14 protein-coding genes and 1 tRNA gene are annotated in these 16757 nt (G+C 41.4%); all 15 read left to right on the top strand.

Features of this window, described 5'->3' with window-relative positions:
- Positions 1 to 19: 19 nt before the first annotated feature.
- The 15 genes from nuoH to carB all read left to right on the top strand — a co-directional run bounded on the left by nuoH (position 20) and on the right by carB (position 16435).
- Positions 20 to 1027, top strand: a complete 1008-nt coding sequence (gene nuoH, locus M2R47_RS02755; RefSeq protein ID WP_249098703.1) for an NADH-quinone oxidoreductase subunit NuoH — start codon at positions 20 to 22, stop codon at positions 1025 to 1027.
- Between the two features lie 55 nt (positions 1028 to 1082).
- Positions 1083 to 1583, top strand: coding sequence for an NADH-quinone oxidoreductase subunit NuoI (nuoI, locus tag M2R47_RS02760; RefSeq protein ID WP_249098707.1), 501 nt, complete (start codon positions 1083 to 1085; stop codon positions 1581 to 1583).
- Positions 1580 to 2167, top strand: coding sequence for an NADH-quinone oxidoreductase subunit J (nuoJ, locus tag M2R47_RS02765; protein ID WP_249098582.1), 588 nt, complete (start codon positions 1580 to 1582; stop codon positions 2165 to 2167). Before nuoI ends, nuoJ begins: the two co-directional genes overlap by 4 nt.
- Positions 2164 to 2502 (top strand): NADH-quinone oxidoreductase subunit NuoK, encoded by a 339-nt coding sequence (gene nuoK / locus M2R47_RS02770; RefSeq protein WP_418001178.1) that lies wholly within the window; start codon positions 2164 to 2166, stop codon positions 2500 to 2502. The genes nuoJ and nuoK overlap by 4 nt, the downstream gene beginning before the upstream one ends.
- A 7-nt stretch (positions 2503 to 2509) precedes the next feature.
- Positions 2510 to 4366 carry an NADH-quinone oxidoreductase subunit L gene (gene nuoL / locus M2R47_RS02775; protein WP_249098585.1) on the top strand — a complete coding sequence of 619 codons (1857 nt, stop codon included), beginning with the start codon at positions 2510 to 2512 and terminating at the stop codon, positions 4364 to 4366.
- 1 nt (position 4367) lies between these two features.
- Entirely contained in the window at positions 4368 to 6002 is a 1635-nt protein-coding gene (gene nuoM / locus M2R47_RS02780) for an NADH-quinone oxidoreductase subunit M (RefSeq protein WP_249098587.1), read from the top strand.
- Positions 6003 to 6011: 9 nt separating this feature from the next.
- The gene (locus M2R47_RS02785; RefSeq protein ID WP_418001179.1) at positions 6012 to 7490 is read left to right on the top strand and encodes an NADH-quinone oxidoreductase subunit N; all 1479 of its coding nucleotides are present in this window, start codon (positions 6012 to 6014) and stop codon (positions 7488 to 7490) included.
- 83 nt (positions 7491 to 7573) lie between these two features.
- Positions 7574 to 8383 (top strand): ferredoxin--NADP reductase, encoded by an 810-nt coding sequence (locus M2R47_RS02790; RefSeq protein WP_249098592.1) that lies wholly within the window; start codon positions 7574 to 7576, stop codon positions 8381 to 8383.
- 20 nt (positions 8384 to 8403) lie between these two features.
- A complete protein-coding gene (locus M2R47_RS02795) occupies positions 8404 to 9030 on the top strand; it encodes a nicotinamidase (RefSeq protein WP_249098595.1) in 627 nt (208 codons plus the stop codon).
- Between the two features lie 99 nt (positions 9031 to 9129).
- A tRNA-Leu gene (locus M2R47_RS02800) sits at positions 9130 to 9214 on the top strand.
- A 447-nt stretch (positions 9215 to 9661) separates the two neighbouring features.
- On the top strand, positions 9662 to 10861 hold the full coding sequence (gene carA, locus M2R47_RS02805) for a glutamine-hydrolyzing carbamoyl-phosphate synthase small subunit (RefSeq protein ID WP_249098597.1): 1200 nt from the start codon (positions 9662 to 9664) through the stop codon (positions 10859 to 10861).
- Between the two features lie 2 nt (positions 10862 to 10863).
- The gene (locus tag M2R47_RS02810) at positions 10864 to 11586 is read left to right on the top strand and encodes an HNH endonuclease (protein ID WP_249098600.1); all 723 of its coding nucleotides are present in this window, start codon (positions 10864 to 10866) and stop codon (positions 11584 to 11586) included.
- Between the two features lie 16 nt (positions 11587 to 11602).
- Complete coding sequence (locus tag M2R47_RS02815) at positions 11603 to 12715, top strand: AAA family ATPase (protein ID WP_249098603.1); 1113 nt, start codon at positions 11603 to 11605, stop codon at positions 12713 to 12715.
- 8 nt (positions 12716 to 12723) lie between these two features.
- Positions 12724 to 13179 carry a type II toxin-antitoxin system VapC family toxin gene (locus M2R47_RS02820; protein WP_249098605.1) on the top strand — a complete coding sequence of 152 codons (456 nt, stop codon included), beginning with the start codon at positions 12724 to 12726 and terminating at the stop codon, positions 13177 to 13179.
- A 16-nt stretch (positions 13180 to 13195) separates the two neighbouring features.
- Positions 13196 to 16435 carry a carbamoyl-phosphate synthase large subunit gene (gene carB / locus M2R47_RS02825; RefSeq protein WP_249098608.1) on the top strand — a complete coding sequence of 1080 codons (3240 nt, stop codon included), beginning with the start codon at positions 13196 to 13198 and terminating at the stop codon, positions 16433 to 16435.
- Positions 16436 to 16757: the final 322 nt, after the last annotated feature.

Here is a 16757-nt window from a genome sequence, read left to right on the forward strand (position 1 = left end):
GATGCGTGTGATTCCTGATATGCCCTTGATTTTTGGTGACTTATCTTTTGAGTGGTGGTCTTTCATTTATATGACGCTACAGACTTTGGTAATTTTCTTGGGTCTTGTGATGGTCGCTGCCTTAATGATCGTCTACGAGCGTCGCATGTTAGCACTGTGGCAAGACCGTTATGGGCCGAATCGTGTTGGCTGGCAGGGGTCTTTGCAACTCTTTGCGGACATGCTGAAGATTTTTTTTAAAGAAGATTGGACGCCAAATTTTGCTGACAGACGCATGTTTGTTCTGGCACCTGCGATTGCCATGTTTACCGCTTTGGCAAGTTTTGCCATCATTCCGTTAAGCCCTGCCTTGGGTGCGGCAAATTGGGATATTGGTATTTTGTTTTTCTTTGCCATGGCGGGACTTGCGGTATATGCTGTGATGTTCGGTGGCTGGGCAAGTGCCAATAAGTTCTCGCTGCTTGGCGGTTTGCGTTCGGCTGCTCAGACCATCAGCTATGAGGTTTTCTTAGGGTTGTCGTTAATGGGCGTGGTGGCAATGGCAGGTTCGTTTAACTTGCGAGATATTGTCATGGCTCAAACGGAAGTTTGGAATGTCATTCCGCAGTTTTTTGGTTTTTTATGCTTTGTGGTTGCAGGCGTGGCGGTGACGCATCGCCATCCATTTGACCAACCTGAAGCCGAGCAAGAGCTTGCCGAAGGCTATCATGTGGAATACTCTGGTATGAAATTTGGCATGTTTTTTATTGGTGAGTATGTCAATGTGGTGGTGATTTCAGCACTCATGACGACTTTATTCTTTGGCGGTTGGTTGGCACCATTTAATTGGGACATTGCGTTCATTCCGCCTGTTTTTTGGTTTTTGATTAAAACTTTATTTTTTATGACTTTATTTGTCTTGGCTCGTGGCTCTCTCATGCGTCCACGCTATGACCAAGTGATGAATTTTGGCTGGAAAGTGTGTTTGCCAGTTACTTTATTGAATTTGCTGGTGACAGCGACTGTGATTTTATGGTGGGGAGTGTAAAGTGTTTGCTACTTTAAAAAATACGGCAGTGGGCATTTTTACCATCGTGCGTTCTATGTGGATGGTTAATAGTCATGCAACACGCAAAAGGGATACCATTTTATATCCTGAAGTTCCAGCCAGTGAAATTGTGCCACCTCGTTTTCGTGGTCGAATTGTTTTGACAAGAGATCCAGATGGTGATGAACGCTGTGTGGCGTGCAACCTTTGTGCGGTCGCTTGCCCTGTTGGTTGTATTAGCCTACAAAAAGCCGAGAGAGAAGATGGACGGTGGTATCCTGAGTTTTTTCGCATCAATTTTAGTCGCTGTGTCTTTTGTGGCATGTGCGAAGAAGCTTGCCCAACCACAGCGATTCAATTAACGCCTGATTTTGAGTTAGGTGAGTACAATCGTCAAAATCTCGTTTATGAAAAAGAGCATCTTTTAATCAGTGGTGTGGGTAAATACCCTGATTATAATTACTATCGAGTTACAGGCATGGCAACCCAAGATAAACCAAAAGGGTCGCATGAGCATGAAAGTCAGCCGATTGATGTACGGAGTTTGTTGCCATGATTGAATTATTAAACAACCTGCTGGCGAGTGGTGAGATTGTTGGTTTTTATGCATTGGCCTTGGTTGCAATATGGTCAAGTCTAAGAGTAGTAACGCATGCCAATCCTGTCCATGCCATCTTATCCATGATTGTCAGCTTGCTGGCTGTTGCGGGAATTTTCTTTATCATTGGTGCTCCTTTTGCTGGCGTGCTTGAAATGATAGTGTATGCTGGGGCAATCCTGGTGTTATTTGTTTTTGTCATCATGATGCTTAATTTAGGTACGGACACTTTAGAAGAAAAAACATGGCTGACTGCCAATGCGTGGGCGGTGCCATGTTGTTTAACTCTCATCATTGGTGGTGTGCTTGTTAGCTTCTTAATGAGTGGTAAGCATGTCATGATGATGGATACGACCATTGAGATTAAGACGGTGGGTGTCAGTCTGTTTACGCAATATGTTTTATTGGTAGAGATGGCGGCGTTCTTATTGCTAGGTGCATTGGTGGCGGCGTATCATTTGGGTAAAAAAGCACTTGATGATGAGAATGTCAGTCATTTTCAAGATCAGGTAGATTTTCATGCCAACAAGGAGAATCCATGAGTACGGTTTTAACATCTGCGCAACCAACTTTGGGCATACCTGCCGAGCATGCACTGATTTTGTCAGCGATTTTATTTGTTATTGGCTTGGTTGGTGTGATGGCACGGCGTAATGTGCTGTTCATGCTGATGAGTCTTGAGATCATGATGAATGCAGCGGCACTCGCCTTTGTTGTGGGTGGTAACATGTGGGCTAAGCCTGATGGGCAAATTATGTTTATTTTTGTATTGACTTTAGCAGCGGCTGAAGCGGCGATTGGTTTGGCGATATTATTGCAGTTTTACCATCGCTTTAAAAGTCTTGATGTCAATCATGCCAGTAAATTGAAGGGGTAGGATTGTCATGAATATGTTGGCTTTGACTTTTATTTTTCCTCTGATCGGCTTTTTAATTTTGGCTGTGGGCAGGGATAGGCTTTCTGAAAAAATCGCAACCTTTATTGGGGTGGGCTCACTGTTCTTATCGGCCATGACAACGGCATTTGTCGGCGTGAAATTTTTGGCATATCATGGTGGTCAACCCGTATTCTTGCCACTTTGGACTTGGGTGTCGGTGGGTGAGTTTGCACCAAAATTTGGTCTGGTTTTAGATGGCCTGTCTTTGACGATGACCGCCATCATTACATGGGTGGGTTTTTTAATTCATCTGTTTGCCAGCTGGTATATGAAAGACGATGCAGGTTTTAGTAGATTTTTTAGCTACTTAAATTTGTTCGTTGCTAGCATGTTGTTGCTTGTGCAAGCGGACAATTTGCTCTTATTGTACCTTGGTTGGGAAGGGGTGGGTATTTGTTCATACCTACTCATTGGTTATTATTTTTCCAATCGTGCCAACGGTCGTGCTGCCATGAAGGCCTTTACGGTAACCCGTGTGGGGGATGTGTTTTTGGCGATTGGGTTGTTTTTGCTGTTTCGTGAATTTGGCACCTTGGACATTCACACAATCATTGCCAAAGCACCAGAAACTTTTACAATCAATCATCCGACCATGATTTTAACAGCACTCATGCTCATTGGTGGTGCGTTTGGTAAATCAGCACAGATTCCCTTGCATACTTGGCTGGCTGATGCGATGGCAGGACCTACACCTGTGTCGGCATTGATCCATGCAGCGACAATGGTAACCGCAGGCGTCTACTTGATTGCAAGAATGCACCCATTATTCATACTCACACCAGACACACTGTTGTATGTCGTGGGTGGTTTTGGTACAGTTTCTATGATTGTGGCGGGATTTTGTGCGTTGGCACAGACTGACATCAAAAGGGTTCTTGCCTATTCCACGATGAGTCAGCTTGGCTATATGTTCATTGCTTTGGGTGTGGGTGCTTGGCAAGTGGCGATTTTTCATTTGATGACACACGCATTTTTTAAAGCGTTACTATTTTTGGCATCAGGTGCGGTCATCATTTCAACACACCATGAACAAAATATCTTTAAAATGGGTGGTCTTCGCAAGAAAATCCCATTAGTATTTTACTCATTTGTTGTTGGCGGTGGTGCGTTGGTTGCTCTGCCTTTTGTGACCGTGGGTTTTTATTCTAAAGAAGCGATACTTTGGGAGACCTATGCCACAGGGCATATGGCATTGTTTTGGGCGGGAGCATTTGGGGCGTTTTTAACCGCTGTTTATACTTTTCGTTTGATTTACTTAGTATTTTTTGGTCAAGAAAAGACGCAGGCACACCCTTTATCAGGGCTTAGTTATGTCCTGCCACTTGTGGTATTGATTGTGCTGTCTACTGGTATTGGTGCATTGATTCATCCGCCATTGGGCAGTGTTTTACCAGCCAGTGTGGGGGCGACTTTGCATGAAGGTAAGCATACTGCCGAAGGGATTGCCATGGGCATGACGGCACTTGGTTTGTTGTTGGCTTATTATTTATATGTACTCAACAAAAGTAGCATTCTAAATAAATGGACGAACTCCACTTTGGGCGGTGCCTGCGTGTATTGGTGCTATCATGGTTTGGGCTTTGATGCACTTTATGATCTTGTATTTGTTAAGCCTTTTTTGGCAATTTGCCAATTCTTTAAGGCTGATCCTGTGGACAAACTGTGGGGTATTTTGCCTGCACTGACCAATTTGGGTAATCGCCTGATGACCAAAACTCAAACAGGACGACTTGGCAGTCATGCAATAAGCTTTGGCTTGGGTTTGGCGGTGGTGCTAATTTTGGCAATGATGACGGTGGTGTGATATGATAGAACAGAGTTGGCTTTTACCAGCATTGATTGCCATTCCTTTTTTTGCAGGCTTTTTGTGTTGGTTGATTGAGAAAGTAAATGACAAACTGCCACGCTGGATAGCATTGCTTGCCATGCTCACGACCTTTGGCGTCAGTTTATTACTTTGGTGGCAAAGTGACTTTGATGGCTTGTTTGTTGATGGGGCGACCAACACATCTTTGCCATGGTTGGCTCAATTTACGGTGCCTTGGATTCCACTGTTTGGCATTTCTTTTCACCTAGCGATTGATGGTCTTGCCCTAATGATGGTGGTGTTGACGGCATTTTTGGGCATTATGGCGGTAGGGTGCTCTTGGGGTGAGATTACTCGTCGAGTGGGTTTTTTTCATCTAAATCTACTGTGGAGCTTGGGTGGTGTCATCGGTGTTTTTTTGGCGATTGACCTATTCTTGTTTTTCTTTTTTTGGGAATTGATGTTATTGCCAATCTACTTTTTGATCGCACTATGGGGGCATAATGCGACTGGTGGGCGAACCAAAGAGTATGCGGCAACTAAGTTTTTTATCTATACCCAAGCGTCAGGTCTGATCATGCTCATTGGCATCGTCATGTTGGTCATCATTCATTTTAGTCAGACGGGCAATATCAGCTTTAATTACCATGACCTGCTGGGCTTAAACTTGGGTCATTGGGAATTCATCATCATGCTTTGCTTTTTTATTGGCTTTGCTGTGAAATTGCCTGTATTTACTTTGCATGGATGGTTGCCTGATGCACACGCTCAAGCACCGACGGCAGGTTCGGTGGATTTGGCTGGTATCTTAATTAAGACAGCTGCTTTTGGCTTGCTTCGTTTTGTTTTGCCATTATTTCCAAATGCTTCCGCAGAATTTGCACCAATCGCCATCGCTTTGGGTACGATTGGGATTTTTTATGGGGCATTTCTTGCTTTTGCTCAAACGGATCTAAAACGCTTGCTTGCTTATACCAGCATCTCTCACATGGGTTTTGTGTTATTGGCGATTTATGCAGGTAATATCATGTCGTTGCAAGGATTGATGGTGCAGATGATGGCTCATGGTTTATCAAGTGCGGCATTATTCATCATGGCAGGTCAGCTGTATGAGCGCCTGCATACTCGTGATTTGACACAGATGGGTGGTATGTGGGGGCAGTTTCGCTATTTTGCACCCTTGCTCATGTTTTTTTGTGCGGCGTTGCTCGGTATTCCAGGTACGGGTAACTTCATCGGTGAAATTTTAATTTTACTTGGCTCTTTTGATCAATATCCAGTGATTGTCATACTGGCTACCATCAGCCTAGTGCTTGGCGGTTTGTATGCGTTGATTTTAATTTACCAAGCACTCTTTGGTAATAATACCGCACCCAAGCTTGCAGATATGAATGGCGGTTGTTTAAAAGATTTGGGTAAGCGAGAAATCACTCTATTGGTGGTCTTAGCGTTTGGCTTGGTCTGGCTAGGTCTGTATCCACAACCTGTCATGAATGCCTCTGAAAATTCAATGAACTGGATTGCTAAGACCTATGCAGGTCATCTGACTGACCAATCAATCAGTATGCCAGTTGATGCAGCCCATGATCTTCATCAATTAACCAATCAAGCGACCAGTACCCATGGCAAATAAGGAGATGTTATTATGAGTTATTTTATTAAATCCTTATTGTCATTAGCGCCAATGGTGATTGTCGGCTTGACTTCGCTTGTGGTGATGCTTGTGATTGCCATGAAGCGTTCACACTTTTGGTCAGCAACATTGAGTGTGATTGGTTTGAATGGTGCTTTGATTGTCTTGATTTTACAAGCAGCGAGCATCTTGCCAATGGGTGTGTCAAATCATTTGTTTGTTGTTGATGGATTTGCTGTATTTAATATTGCAGTGATTTTGATTGCCTCTTTGGCATGTTGCACCTTATCTTATGGCTACTTTGAAAGTTTAAAAGATAATAAAGATGAGCTTTACTTGCTGATGCTGATTGCCACGCTGGGGGCGATGCTGATGGCATCCGCTGCACATTTGGCATCGTTTTTCATGGCACTAGAATTATTATCGATTCCGATGTATGGCATGCTGGCTTACACTTTTTTGCGTGCCCGTTCTTTGGAATCAGGTTTAAAATATCTTGTGTTATCGGCAACAGCATCAGCAACTTTGTTGATGGGTATGGCATTCATCTTTGCTGATACTGGTGTGCTTAGCTTTGATCAGATTGGTGTGTCTTTGGCATATGGACAAATTGGTCTTTGGTCTGTCGTTGGAGCAATCATGATGTTCGTGGCAATCGCCTTTAAACTGTCGGTCGCACCATTTCATTCATGGGTGTCTGATGTGTATGAAGGGGCACCTGCACCTGTGGCAGCGTTTTTGGCCAGTGTGAGTAAAGTGGCGATGATGGCACTTACCATTCGTTTCTTGACTTCAAGTGCGATTTTGTATTTAGAGAGTTTTAATGTGGTGCTAATTTTTCTTATTATTGCATCCATTTTGCTTGGCAATCTATTGGCGGTTCGTCAAACCAATCTAAAACGCTTGCTTGCTTATTCATCAATCGCACATATCGGATATGCGTTGGTTGCATTGGTGAGTGTGGGTGCTGATGGCGTGGCTGTGATCAGTATGTATATGGCGGTATATGCTTTGACAAGTATTGGTGCTTTTGGTGTCATCACGCTGATGTCAAGTCCCTATAAAGAGCGTGGACGCACCTCCATTTCCGGTGAAGCTGATGAGGTGAGATTTTATCAAGGATTGTTTTGGCGTCGTCCCATTTTAACCGCCATCTTGACCATCATGTTGTTGTCTTTGGCGGGTATTCCTTTGACAGCAGGCTTTATGACCAAATTTTGGGTGATTTTTTCATCGGTGCAGGGCATGAAATTTTGGGCATCGTTGATTGTGATTGTGGGCAGTGCGATTGGCTTGGCTTATTATTTGCGTATTTTGACCTGTCTGTATCAACGACCAAAAGCTCATTTGGAATATGACGCATCTCATGAGTGGGGCATCAAGGCTGGTGGTGTGATGCTATTGATTGTTACGGCATTAGTGATTGTTTTTGGTATCTTGCCAAATGGATTGATGACGATATCGGCATTTGCCACAATGCTTCCCTAACCATCTAAAAACAAGTGTCAGTTTGGCACTTGTTTTTTTTGGCAAGCTTGTTAAAATGAAGAAAAATATTCAAGAGAGAATCCATGTCTGATCAAAACGCCACGCCCATTAAGGTGCTTTCTAAGACCGTTTGGTCGCCCAATCTGTTTAGTTTTACCACCACACGACCTGATGGCTTTCGCTTTGAGGCAGGACAATTTGCTCGTTTAGGCTTGGCGACTGATGACTTGCTTGCCAATAAAAACGCAACAAAACCTGCCATTGCCTCTAAGATTTTTCGTGCTTATTCAATTGCTTCTGGTCCTTATGATGAGTATTTGGAGTTTTTTTCGGTTGTTGTGCCTGATGGGGCGTTCACAAGTCATTTACAGCATTTGCAGGTGGGCGATACGCTATACTTAAACCCTGAGCCTTTTGGATTTTTGACTTTATCTCGTTATCAAGAACCTACTCCAAAGACATTATGGTTATTGGCGACAGGTACTGGGCTTGCACCGTTTTTGTCAATGCTTGGTGAGTTGACTGTTTGGGAGAGTTATCAAAAGATCATCTTGGTGTATAGTGCCAGAACAAAAAAAGAGCTTGCTTATGGCGATCGCATTGGTGAGCTGGCCACAACTTTTGGTGAACTGTGTGATGATCCTGCACAGCTGATTTATCTGCCGATTGTTACTCGAGAACAGGTACAAGGTTGTTTGAATGCACGCATTCCTAAATTAATCGCTGATGGTAAAATTGAGCAAGCTGCAGGGACGGCATTCGAAGATACTTGCCATGTCATGCTTTGTGGAAATCCGCAGATGGTGGAAGACACAAAACAAGCCCTAAAAGATAGGGGGCTGACAATGAATCGTCGTGGTGTTGGTAATATTGCTGTTGAGAATTATTGGTAGTCAAAAAAGAGTAATCATCAATGACGAAATTTCCCAAGACGACAGCGCTCATTGTGGTTGATTTGCAGAATGACTTCATTACAGGTACCATGGCGGTACAAAAAGCGTCCGCCATCATCACCCCCATTAATGAATTGTCAAAGAGATTTGAGACCGTCATTTTGACTCAAGATTACCACCCAAGCAATCATGTTTCTTTTGCAGATACTCATGATTTACCACAGTTGAGTGTCATGAACATGCCCTATGGTCAACAAGTACTTTGGGCAAAACACTGTGTGCAAGGCGAATGGGGTGCAGAGTTATCTGAGGAGTTGAATATTACGCACGCACGGCTGATTGTCAGAAAAGGCTGTCGCCAAGATGTGGATAGCTATTCAGCATTCATAGAAGCGGACGGTAAGCAGACTGGACTTGATGGTTATTTGCGACAAATTGGGGTGGATCGAGTATTTGTGGTGGGTATTGCGACGGATTTTTGTGTTTCTTGGACAGCGATGGATGCGACAAAATTGGGCTATCAATGTGTCGTCATCACCGATGCAAGCGTGGCGATTGATGTCAATGACTCTTTTCGTGAATCGCTGATGCAAATGCAAGCACTGGGCGTAACATTGATGACCATAAAAGATGTTTTAAATCAATAGATTGTGAGATTTTTTATAAATTATAAAAAAAATTCTTGCCAAACTTTAAAAAATAAGTATAATAATCGTCATTAAAGCATCATGCTTTGATTACAACTTGGGGTCGTGGCGAAATTGGTAGACGCACCAGATTTAGGTTCTGGCGCCGCGAGGTGTGAGAGTTCGAGTCTCTCCGACCCCACCATATATAGAAAATCAACAGTTAAATGACTGTTGATTTTTTTTGTATTTAAAACTTGGCATAATTAAACTCATGATTTTTCGATTGCTCATCTTTACTTTTATCGGTGATGTGATCGTTCATATCTCTATGTTTTTGGGTGAGGGAGTGTTTGTTTGAATGATTGGAATTTTGTTCAATAATGACTAAAAAATTCTAGCCATTTTTTATAAAATTATGTATAATGGCGAAAATCTATGCTAAAGCGAGCGACCATGAAACTAACGACTTAACACTTGCTAAATTTGCAAAATTAAGTTGATTATTTTTGGTTGTTTGCTTTTTTTATGGCGTTTTGACAAAACTTCTGAATTGCTGGCAGTCACTGCCAAAAAATTTTGTCTAAAATTTGCCAGTAGCAAAACATTTTTATGAAATTTACAATAAAATCAATAGTGTTCGGAGTGTGTCATGACAACAAGAAAGGCCATTTTAGCTCTAGCTGATGGAACGATTTTCCATGGTGTGAGTATTGGAGCAAGTGGTAGCAGTGTTGGCGAGGTCGTATTTAATACAGCAATGACTGGCTATCAAGAGATTTTGACTGACCCAAGTTATGCAGGGCAAATGGTAACCTTGACCTATCCGCATATTGGCAATACTGGTTTTAATGTTGAAGATGTGGAGTCTGGACGCACTCACAAGGTGTGGGCAACTGGATTGATCATTCGTGATTTGCCACTCTTGCATAGCAATTTCCGTGCATCAAGCTCGCTGTCTGACTATTTGATTGCTAATGATGTTGTTGCGATCGGTGAAATTGATACTCGTCGTCTGACGACATTGCTCCGTAAGACAGGTGCCCAAAACGGTTGTATCTTGACAGCTGATGCACAAGGGGATATTGATGAGCAAAAGGCAGTTGAGCTTGCTAAGCTTGCTCCATCTATGAAAGGTCAAGATTTGGCAAAAGTATGCTGTGATCAAGAGGGGTTTTCTTGGACGCAAGGGTCGTGGCTATTGGCTCATGATGGTCGCAATGCCAAGACTACGGATACGGGCGGTCGTTTTAAAGAGCTTGGGGGGGATATCGAACATCGCTTTAATATCGTCGCCTATGATTTTGGTGTTAAGACGAATATCTTGCGTATGCTTGTTGATCGTGGTTGCCATGTGACTGTCGTGCCTGCAACCACACCTGCCAGTGAAGTATTAAAACATAATCCAGATGGCATTTTCTTATCCAATGGTCCTGGCGATCCAGAGCCTTGTACCTATGCCATTGATGCAATTCGCACAATCTGTGATACCACAAAAATTCCTGTGTTTGGTATTTGTTTGGGTCATCAATTATTAGCACTCGCAAGCGGAGCAAAAACCTTAAAAATGAATCACGGTCATCACGGAGCCAACCACCCTGTGCAAAATCTTGATGACGGTACGGTGATGATTACCAGCCAAAATCACGGCTTTGCGGTTGATGAAGCGACTTTGCCAAGCACTTTGCGTGCCACGCACCGTTCACTATTTGACGGCTCAAATCAGGGTATTGAACGCACTGACCGTGTGGCATTTAGTTTCCAAGGACACCCAGAAGCCAGCCCTGGCCCGCACGATTGCTCGGTGTTGTTTGATAGATTTGTGAGGGAGATTGAGAAGTTTAAGGCGTAAAAATGAATTTTGATTCTGTCACGAAACCACTTAAACATCAGCAAATTGCCCAACTTGTTGTATCTGCTTTAGAGTTTTATGGTGGGGAAGCTCATTTAGATGAGATAATAAAAAAGGTTCTTCAGCTTAATTGTCAGATTTTTGAGCATTCAAAGACTCCTGAGGTAGAGGTTCGTGATGCGATACAAAAATATTCATCTGATTCAAAAAAATACAGATATACCGATTTATTTCAATCGGTATATGGTGTTAATGCTGGTAAGGGAGTTTGGAGGTTAAGAGATTATCCCAAAGACGACATCAATGTAAGTCTTAAAGAATATGGCGATAGTTTTAATAAAGCTACATCTGTTGTGCAAACAGTTCCTGTGCGATTGGTTCAAAGAGATTTTCGTGCAAAATTAATTAAAAAATATAAATCAACTTGTCCTCTTACTGGCATTACAATCCCTCTATTTTTGGTGGCGAGTCATATAAAACCTTGGTCAAAATCCAATGATTTTGAAAGGCAAGATGTTGATAATGGAATTTTACTTTCAGTTCATTTTGATAAATTATTTGATTGTGGTGAAATTAGTTTTAATAATGAAGGAAAGATTTTATACAAGAATGAAATTATTGAGAGCTTGGTTAATGACAATTTTAGGTTATTGAATAACCAAATACAGGTGAATGAGCGAATGCGTGATTATCTGAGTTGGCATCGTGATTATTTTAATTATTAAATTGCGTGGGGCTTAAATGAACAAATGGCAAATCAAAGACCTAAAAGGCGTGGGCGATGTTGAGTTAATGCTTGACAGCAACCAGCGAGTTTTTACCTTTTTGGGAACAAATGGGGTTGGGAAAACTAAGACTTTGGAGGCTTTAAGTGTTTTATTATTGGGTTTAATCTTTCCTAATGAATTATATAAGAATATTGATGAATACTTGGAAAATTTAACAGATAATGATATTTTACCATTTAACAATATTTCTTTTAATGATTATTATATTAACTTAGACCTATTAACAATTACAGATAATTTTTTAAGTGCCAATACATTTTTTAATGCTTTTGCTTTTGTTACAGCAAAGCAAAGGTCATCTATCGCAAAACAAAATTCTATAATTCCTAAAGATATACAAAATTCTGATTATAGAAAATCCGAAAGATTGTTTTGGTTATTTGATGGAGCATTAAAGTCTGATTTGAGTAATGTGGATATTGGTGATACAAGTCATTCTTGGTTTTTAGCAAGGGCAAGATTTATCAACCCTTATCAAATTGAAAAAGACAATTCACAAATAGCCATAGAAAGCGTTTTACAATGCTTACATAAAATTGATAATGCTTTTGATGATAAATTTTTGCAAATCAATGAAAATAATAATGTTTATTTAAAAGTGCATGGCGAAGTTTTGGAACTTAGCGAACTAAGTTCAGGATTTTTATCACTTGTAAAAATTATTCAATCCATTATTGCAAGTTTTTCCGCTTTTACCAACGAAAAAGATTTGTTAAATGTCAAAGGTGTGGTGCTAATTGATGAAATAGAAAGCCATTTACATTTGGAATGGCAAGTTAAAATCATTCCAATTTTAAAGAATTTATTTCCCAATACCACCTTTTACATTACCACGCATTCACCACTGGTTTTATCGCAACTTAATGAAGGTGAGGCTTATTTATTAAAACGAGATGATGATAATACTGTGCGAAGTTATCTTATCAATTCACCCAATACCAGAACTTTATCCAATGTTTTGATTGATGCTTTTGGTATTAACCTTAATCAATTAAAAATTGACAATATTTCTAATATTGACCAAAGCAAAGTTAAAAATAAATTATTAGAATTATTGGATAAATAGGTGTGATAATGAAAGATAAAGCTTATTTACTTGATGCCAATATTTTAATTGCGGTTCTTGACGAAAATAAAGATAACCCAAATCATCAAAAAGCAAAAGAATTATATGATGATTTGAAGTCAAAAAATGCCAAAATGGTAATTACATCACTCATTCGTTATGAGATTTTGCGTGGTATAAAAAGCAAATCCATTAATGAAGCTCAAGCATTTTTAGATGACTTTATAGAACTTGAAATTACTGATTTAGAAGCCAATCCGTCTGCTAAAATTTTTCACGCTATGCCAAAAATAGATGAATTGGACGATATACAAAAGAAAAATGATAAACATAATTTTGATATTTTTCATTATGTCGTTGCCAAAAGATATAATTTAGATTTGGTTAATGTGAATGAAAAAGATTTTGAAAAGATTGATAAATTTGTCAATCAGTTACCCATCAACCCATTTGAATGGAATTAGTAAAGAGAGAAACCCTATGCCAAAGCGTACCGACATAAAATCCATTTTAATCATTGGGGCAGGTCCAATTGTGATTGGGCAGGCGTGTGAATTTGACTATTCTGGAGCTCAAGCGTGCAAAGCCTTGCGTGAAGAAGGCTATCGTGTGATATTAGTCAATTCTAATCCTGCCACGATTATGACCGACCCATCAATGGCGGATGCCACCTACATTGAGCCGATTACTTGGCAGACGGTGGAGCGCATCATTGACAAGGAGCGTCCAGATGCGATTTTGCCAACAATGGGCGGACAAACGGCATTGAATTGTGCTTTGGATTTGGACAAACACGGCGTACTTGCTAAGTATGGTTGTGAACTGATTGGTGCGACCAAAGAAGCCATTGAAAAAGCCGAAGACCGTGAGTTGTTTGATAAGGCGATGAAAAAAATTGGCTTAGAATGCCCACGCGCTGATGTTGCCGAGACAATGGAGGAAGCACTTGAAATCCAGTCTCGTTTTGGTTTTCCTGTCATCATCCGTCCTTCATTCACGATGGGTGGTTCTGGTGGTGGCATTGCTTATAATAAGGAAGAGTTTATTGAAATTTGTGAGCGAGGTTTTGATTTATCGCCCACTCACCAACTGCTCATTGACGAGTCTTTAATCGGCTGGAAAGAATATGAAATGGAGGTGGTGCGTGATAAAAACGACAACTGTATCATCGTTTGCTCCATTGAAAACTTTGACCCAATGGGCGTGCATACAGGCGACTCGATCACCGTTGCCCCTGCTCAAACCTTGACTGATAAAGAATATCAGCTAATGCGGAATGCGTCGATTGCTGTTTTGCGTGAAATTGGCGTAGAAACAGGCGGTTCAAATGTGCAATTTGGCATTAACCCTGATAATGGACGAATGGTCGTTATCGAAATGAATCCACGAGTCAGTCGCTCGTCTGCTTTGGCAAGTAAGGCCACAGGCTTTCCAATTGCCAAAATTGCTGCCAAATTGGCGGTCGGTTATACGCTTGATGAACTCAAAAACGACATCACAGGTGGTAAAACGCCAGCAAGCTTTGAGCCGAGCATTGACTATGTGGTTACCAAAATCCCTCGTTTTAATTTTGAAAAATTCCCCCAGGCTGATAATGTCTTAACAACACAGATGAAATCTGTCGGTGAGGTGATGGCGATTGGGCGTAATTTCCAAGAATCCATGCAAAAGGCTCTGCGTGGGCTTGAAACAGGTGTTATTGGATTTGATGAGGTATTGGATTTACCCAATAAAACCGCTAATGCCATTGTTTTGGAGATTAAAAATCGCCTAAGCATTCCAACGCCAGAGCGTATCTTTTACATCGCAGAAGCGTTCCGCCATGGGTTTGGTTTGGATGAGGTATTTGAATGTACGAAGATTGATCGTTGGTTCTTAGTGCAAATTGAAGATATTGTCAAGACAGAGAATCAAATCAAATCGCTTGGCTTCGGTGATCTGACAGCCGAAAACATTCGCCAATTTAAAAGAAAAGGCATGAGCGATTTGCGTATTGCCAATTTGATGGGCATCAGCCAAAAGCAGTTCCGTAAGCATCGCTGGAGTCTTGGGGTGTATCCTGTCTATAAGCGTGTGGATACTTGTGCAGCAGAATTTGAAACCAGCACAGCTTATATGTACTCTACTTATGATGAAGAATGTGAATCTCGCCCAAGCGAGAAAAATAAGATCATGGTCATTGGTGGTGGTCCTAACCGCATTGGACAAGGCATTGAGTTTGATTATTGTTGTGTGCATGCCGCCTTGGCGATGCGTGAAGATGGCTATGAAACCATCATGGTAAACTGCAACCCTGAAACCGTCTCTACAGACTATGACACATCAGACCGTCTGTATTTTGAGCCTGTCACGCTAGAAGATGTGCTTGAAATCGTACGCACTGAAAATCCAACAGGTGTGATTGTGCAATATGGCGGGCAAACACCACTCAAATTGGCAAGGGCGTTAGAAGAAGCAGGTGTGCCAATCATAGGTACAAGTCCAGATGCGATTGACCGTGCTGAAGATCGTGAAAGATTTCAAAGAATGCTGCATCAGCTTAATTTGAATCAGCCACCAAATGCCTTGGCTACCAGCACTGATGAAGGCATCATGCGTGCCAAAGAGGTTGGTTATCCATTGGTGGTGCGTCCCTCTTATGTGTTGGGCGGCCGTGCCATGGAAATCGTCTATAATGAGGACGAATTACGCCAATATCTAAAAACTGCTGTACAAGCATCAAACGAAGCACCTGTATTGCTTGATCGATTCTTAGATGATGCTATTGAGGTTGATGTGGATTGTGTGTCGGACGGTAAAGAAGTGGTTATTGGTGGCATCATGCAACACATTGAGCAGGCAGGTGTGCATTCTGGTGACTCAGCGTGTTCATTGCCACCATATTCATTAAGTCAGGAGATTCAAGACAAAATTCGTGAGCAAACCATTGCCATGGCAAAAGAACTTGGTGTGGTGGGACTGATGAATGTGCAATATGCCATTAAAGATAATACGGTATATATTTTGGAGGTTAACCCAAGAGCCAGCCGTACCGTACCTTTTGTCTCAAAGTGTATCGGTGTTTCTTTGGCAAAAGTAGCAGCTCGCTGTATGGCGGGACAGTCTTTGGCAGATCAGGACTTTACTAAAGAGATCATACCACAACATTACTCAGTCAAAGAGGCTGTATTTCCTTTTGCCAAGTTCCCAGGTGTTGACCCAATTTTAAGTCCAGAGATGAAATCGACAGGCGAGGTGATGGGTGTTGGTCGAAGTTTTGCGGAGGCGTTTTATAAATCAATCATTGGTTCAAATGAGCGCCTACCAGGATTACCAACCGAAGGTGAGGTAAAAACTGCCTTTTTATCTGTGCGTGATAGCGATAAGAAATATCTGCCACAACTTGCCAAGTCTTTGTATGATTACGGCTTTAAATTGGTGGCGACAGGTGGTACTCAAAAAGTATTGGCAGATGCTGGCATTCCTTGTGAGCGTGTCAATAAAGTCATTGAGGGTCGTCCACACATTGTTGATTCTATCAAAAATGGTGAGATTGATTTTATTGTTAATACCACTGAAGGCAAACAAGCTCACGAAGATTCGTTTTCCATTCGATCCAGTGCATTACAAGAAAAAGTGTATCATGTAACTACCATGTCAGCAGCATTGGCATCGGTGAAAGCTTATGAGATCAGCTTGCCGTTTGATGTGTACAAGTTACAAGATTTGCATGGTCAATGATGACTGTGTCAAAATAATAAAAAAAACACCAAGTCAGCTTGGTGTTTTTTTTATTGTCTTGTTAATCATGGTTAAATCGTCAAGATTTTTTTTATTTGAGTGCCTTTTAGTGTTTAGGATGGCGATTGTGAATGTATGTAAATTGTTTTTCATGGTAATGCCTCATTTTTTGCGTCTTGCATCTTTATTAGAAAATTGCTAAAATACGAAAAGTTTTATCCGTGTCAGTCTTGCCAGATGGTCATTTGGCAGGATTTTTTGTACTTGTATGATTGCCACTGATGCGGACATGATTGATTTGACATTCATCAAAAAGGAACGC

The organism is Moraxella oculi (assembly GCF_023336735.1).
Classification (GTDB): Bacteria; Pseudomonadota; Gammaproteobacteria; order Pseudomonadales; family Moraxellaceae; genus Moraxella; species Moraxella oculi.

Bases quoted from the DNA above. Each gene is read 5' to 3' on its own strand.
- nuoH (WP_249098703.1), top strand. From the start codon at position 20: ATGCCCTTGATTTTTGGTGACTTATCTTTTGAGTGGTGGTCTTTCATT.
- nuoI (WP_249098707.1), top strand. From the start codon at position 1,083: ATGTGGATGGTTAATAGTCATGCAACACGCAAAAGGGATACCATTTTA.
- nuoJ (WP_249098582.1), top strand. From the start codon at position 1,580: ATGATTGAATTATTAAACAACCTGCTGGCGAGTGGTGAGATTGTTGGT.
- nuoK (WP_418001178.1), top strand. From the start codon at position 2,164: ATGAGTACGGTTTTAACATCTGCGCAACCAACTTTGGGCATACCTGCC.
- nuoL (WP_249098585.1), top strand. From the start codon at position 2,510: ATGAATATGTTGGCTTTGACTTTTATTTTTCCTCTGATCGGCTTTTTA.
- nuoM (WP_249098587.1), top strand. From the start codon at position 4,368: ATGATAGAACAGAGTTGGCTTTTACCAGCATTGATTGCCATTCCTTTT.
- M2R47_RS02790 (WP_249098592.1), top strand. From the start codon at position 7,574: ATGTCTGATCAAAACGCCACGCCCATTAAGGTGCTTTCTAAGACCGTT.
- M2R47_RS02795 (WP_249098595.1), top strand. From the start codon at position 8,404: ATGACGAAATTTCCCAAGACGACAGCGCTCATTGTGGTTGATTTGCAG.
- carA (WP_249098597.1), top strand. From the start codon at position 9,662: ATGACAACAAGAAAGGCCATTTTAGCTCTAGCTGATGGAACGATTTTC.
- M2R47_RS02810 (WP_249098600.1), top strand. From the start codon at position 10,864: ATGAATTTTGATTCTGTCACGAAACCACTTAAACATCAGCAAATTGCC.
- M2R47_RS02815 (WP_249098603.1), top strand. From the start codon at position 11,603: ATGAACAAATGGCAAATCAAAGACCTAAAAGGCGTGGGCGATGTTGAG.
- M2R47_RS02820 (WP_249098605.1), top strand. From the start codon at position 12,724: ATGAAAGATAAAGCTTATTTACTTGATGCCAATATTTTAATTGCGGTT.
- carB (WP_249098608.1), top strand. From the start codon at position 13,196: ATGCCAAAGCGTACCGACATAAAATCCATTTTAATCATTGGGGCAGGT.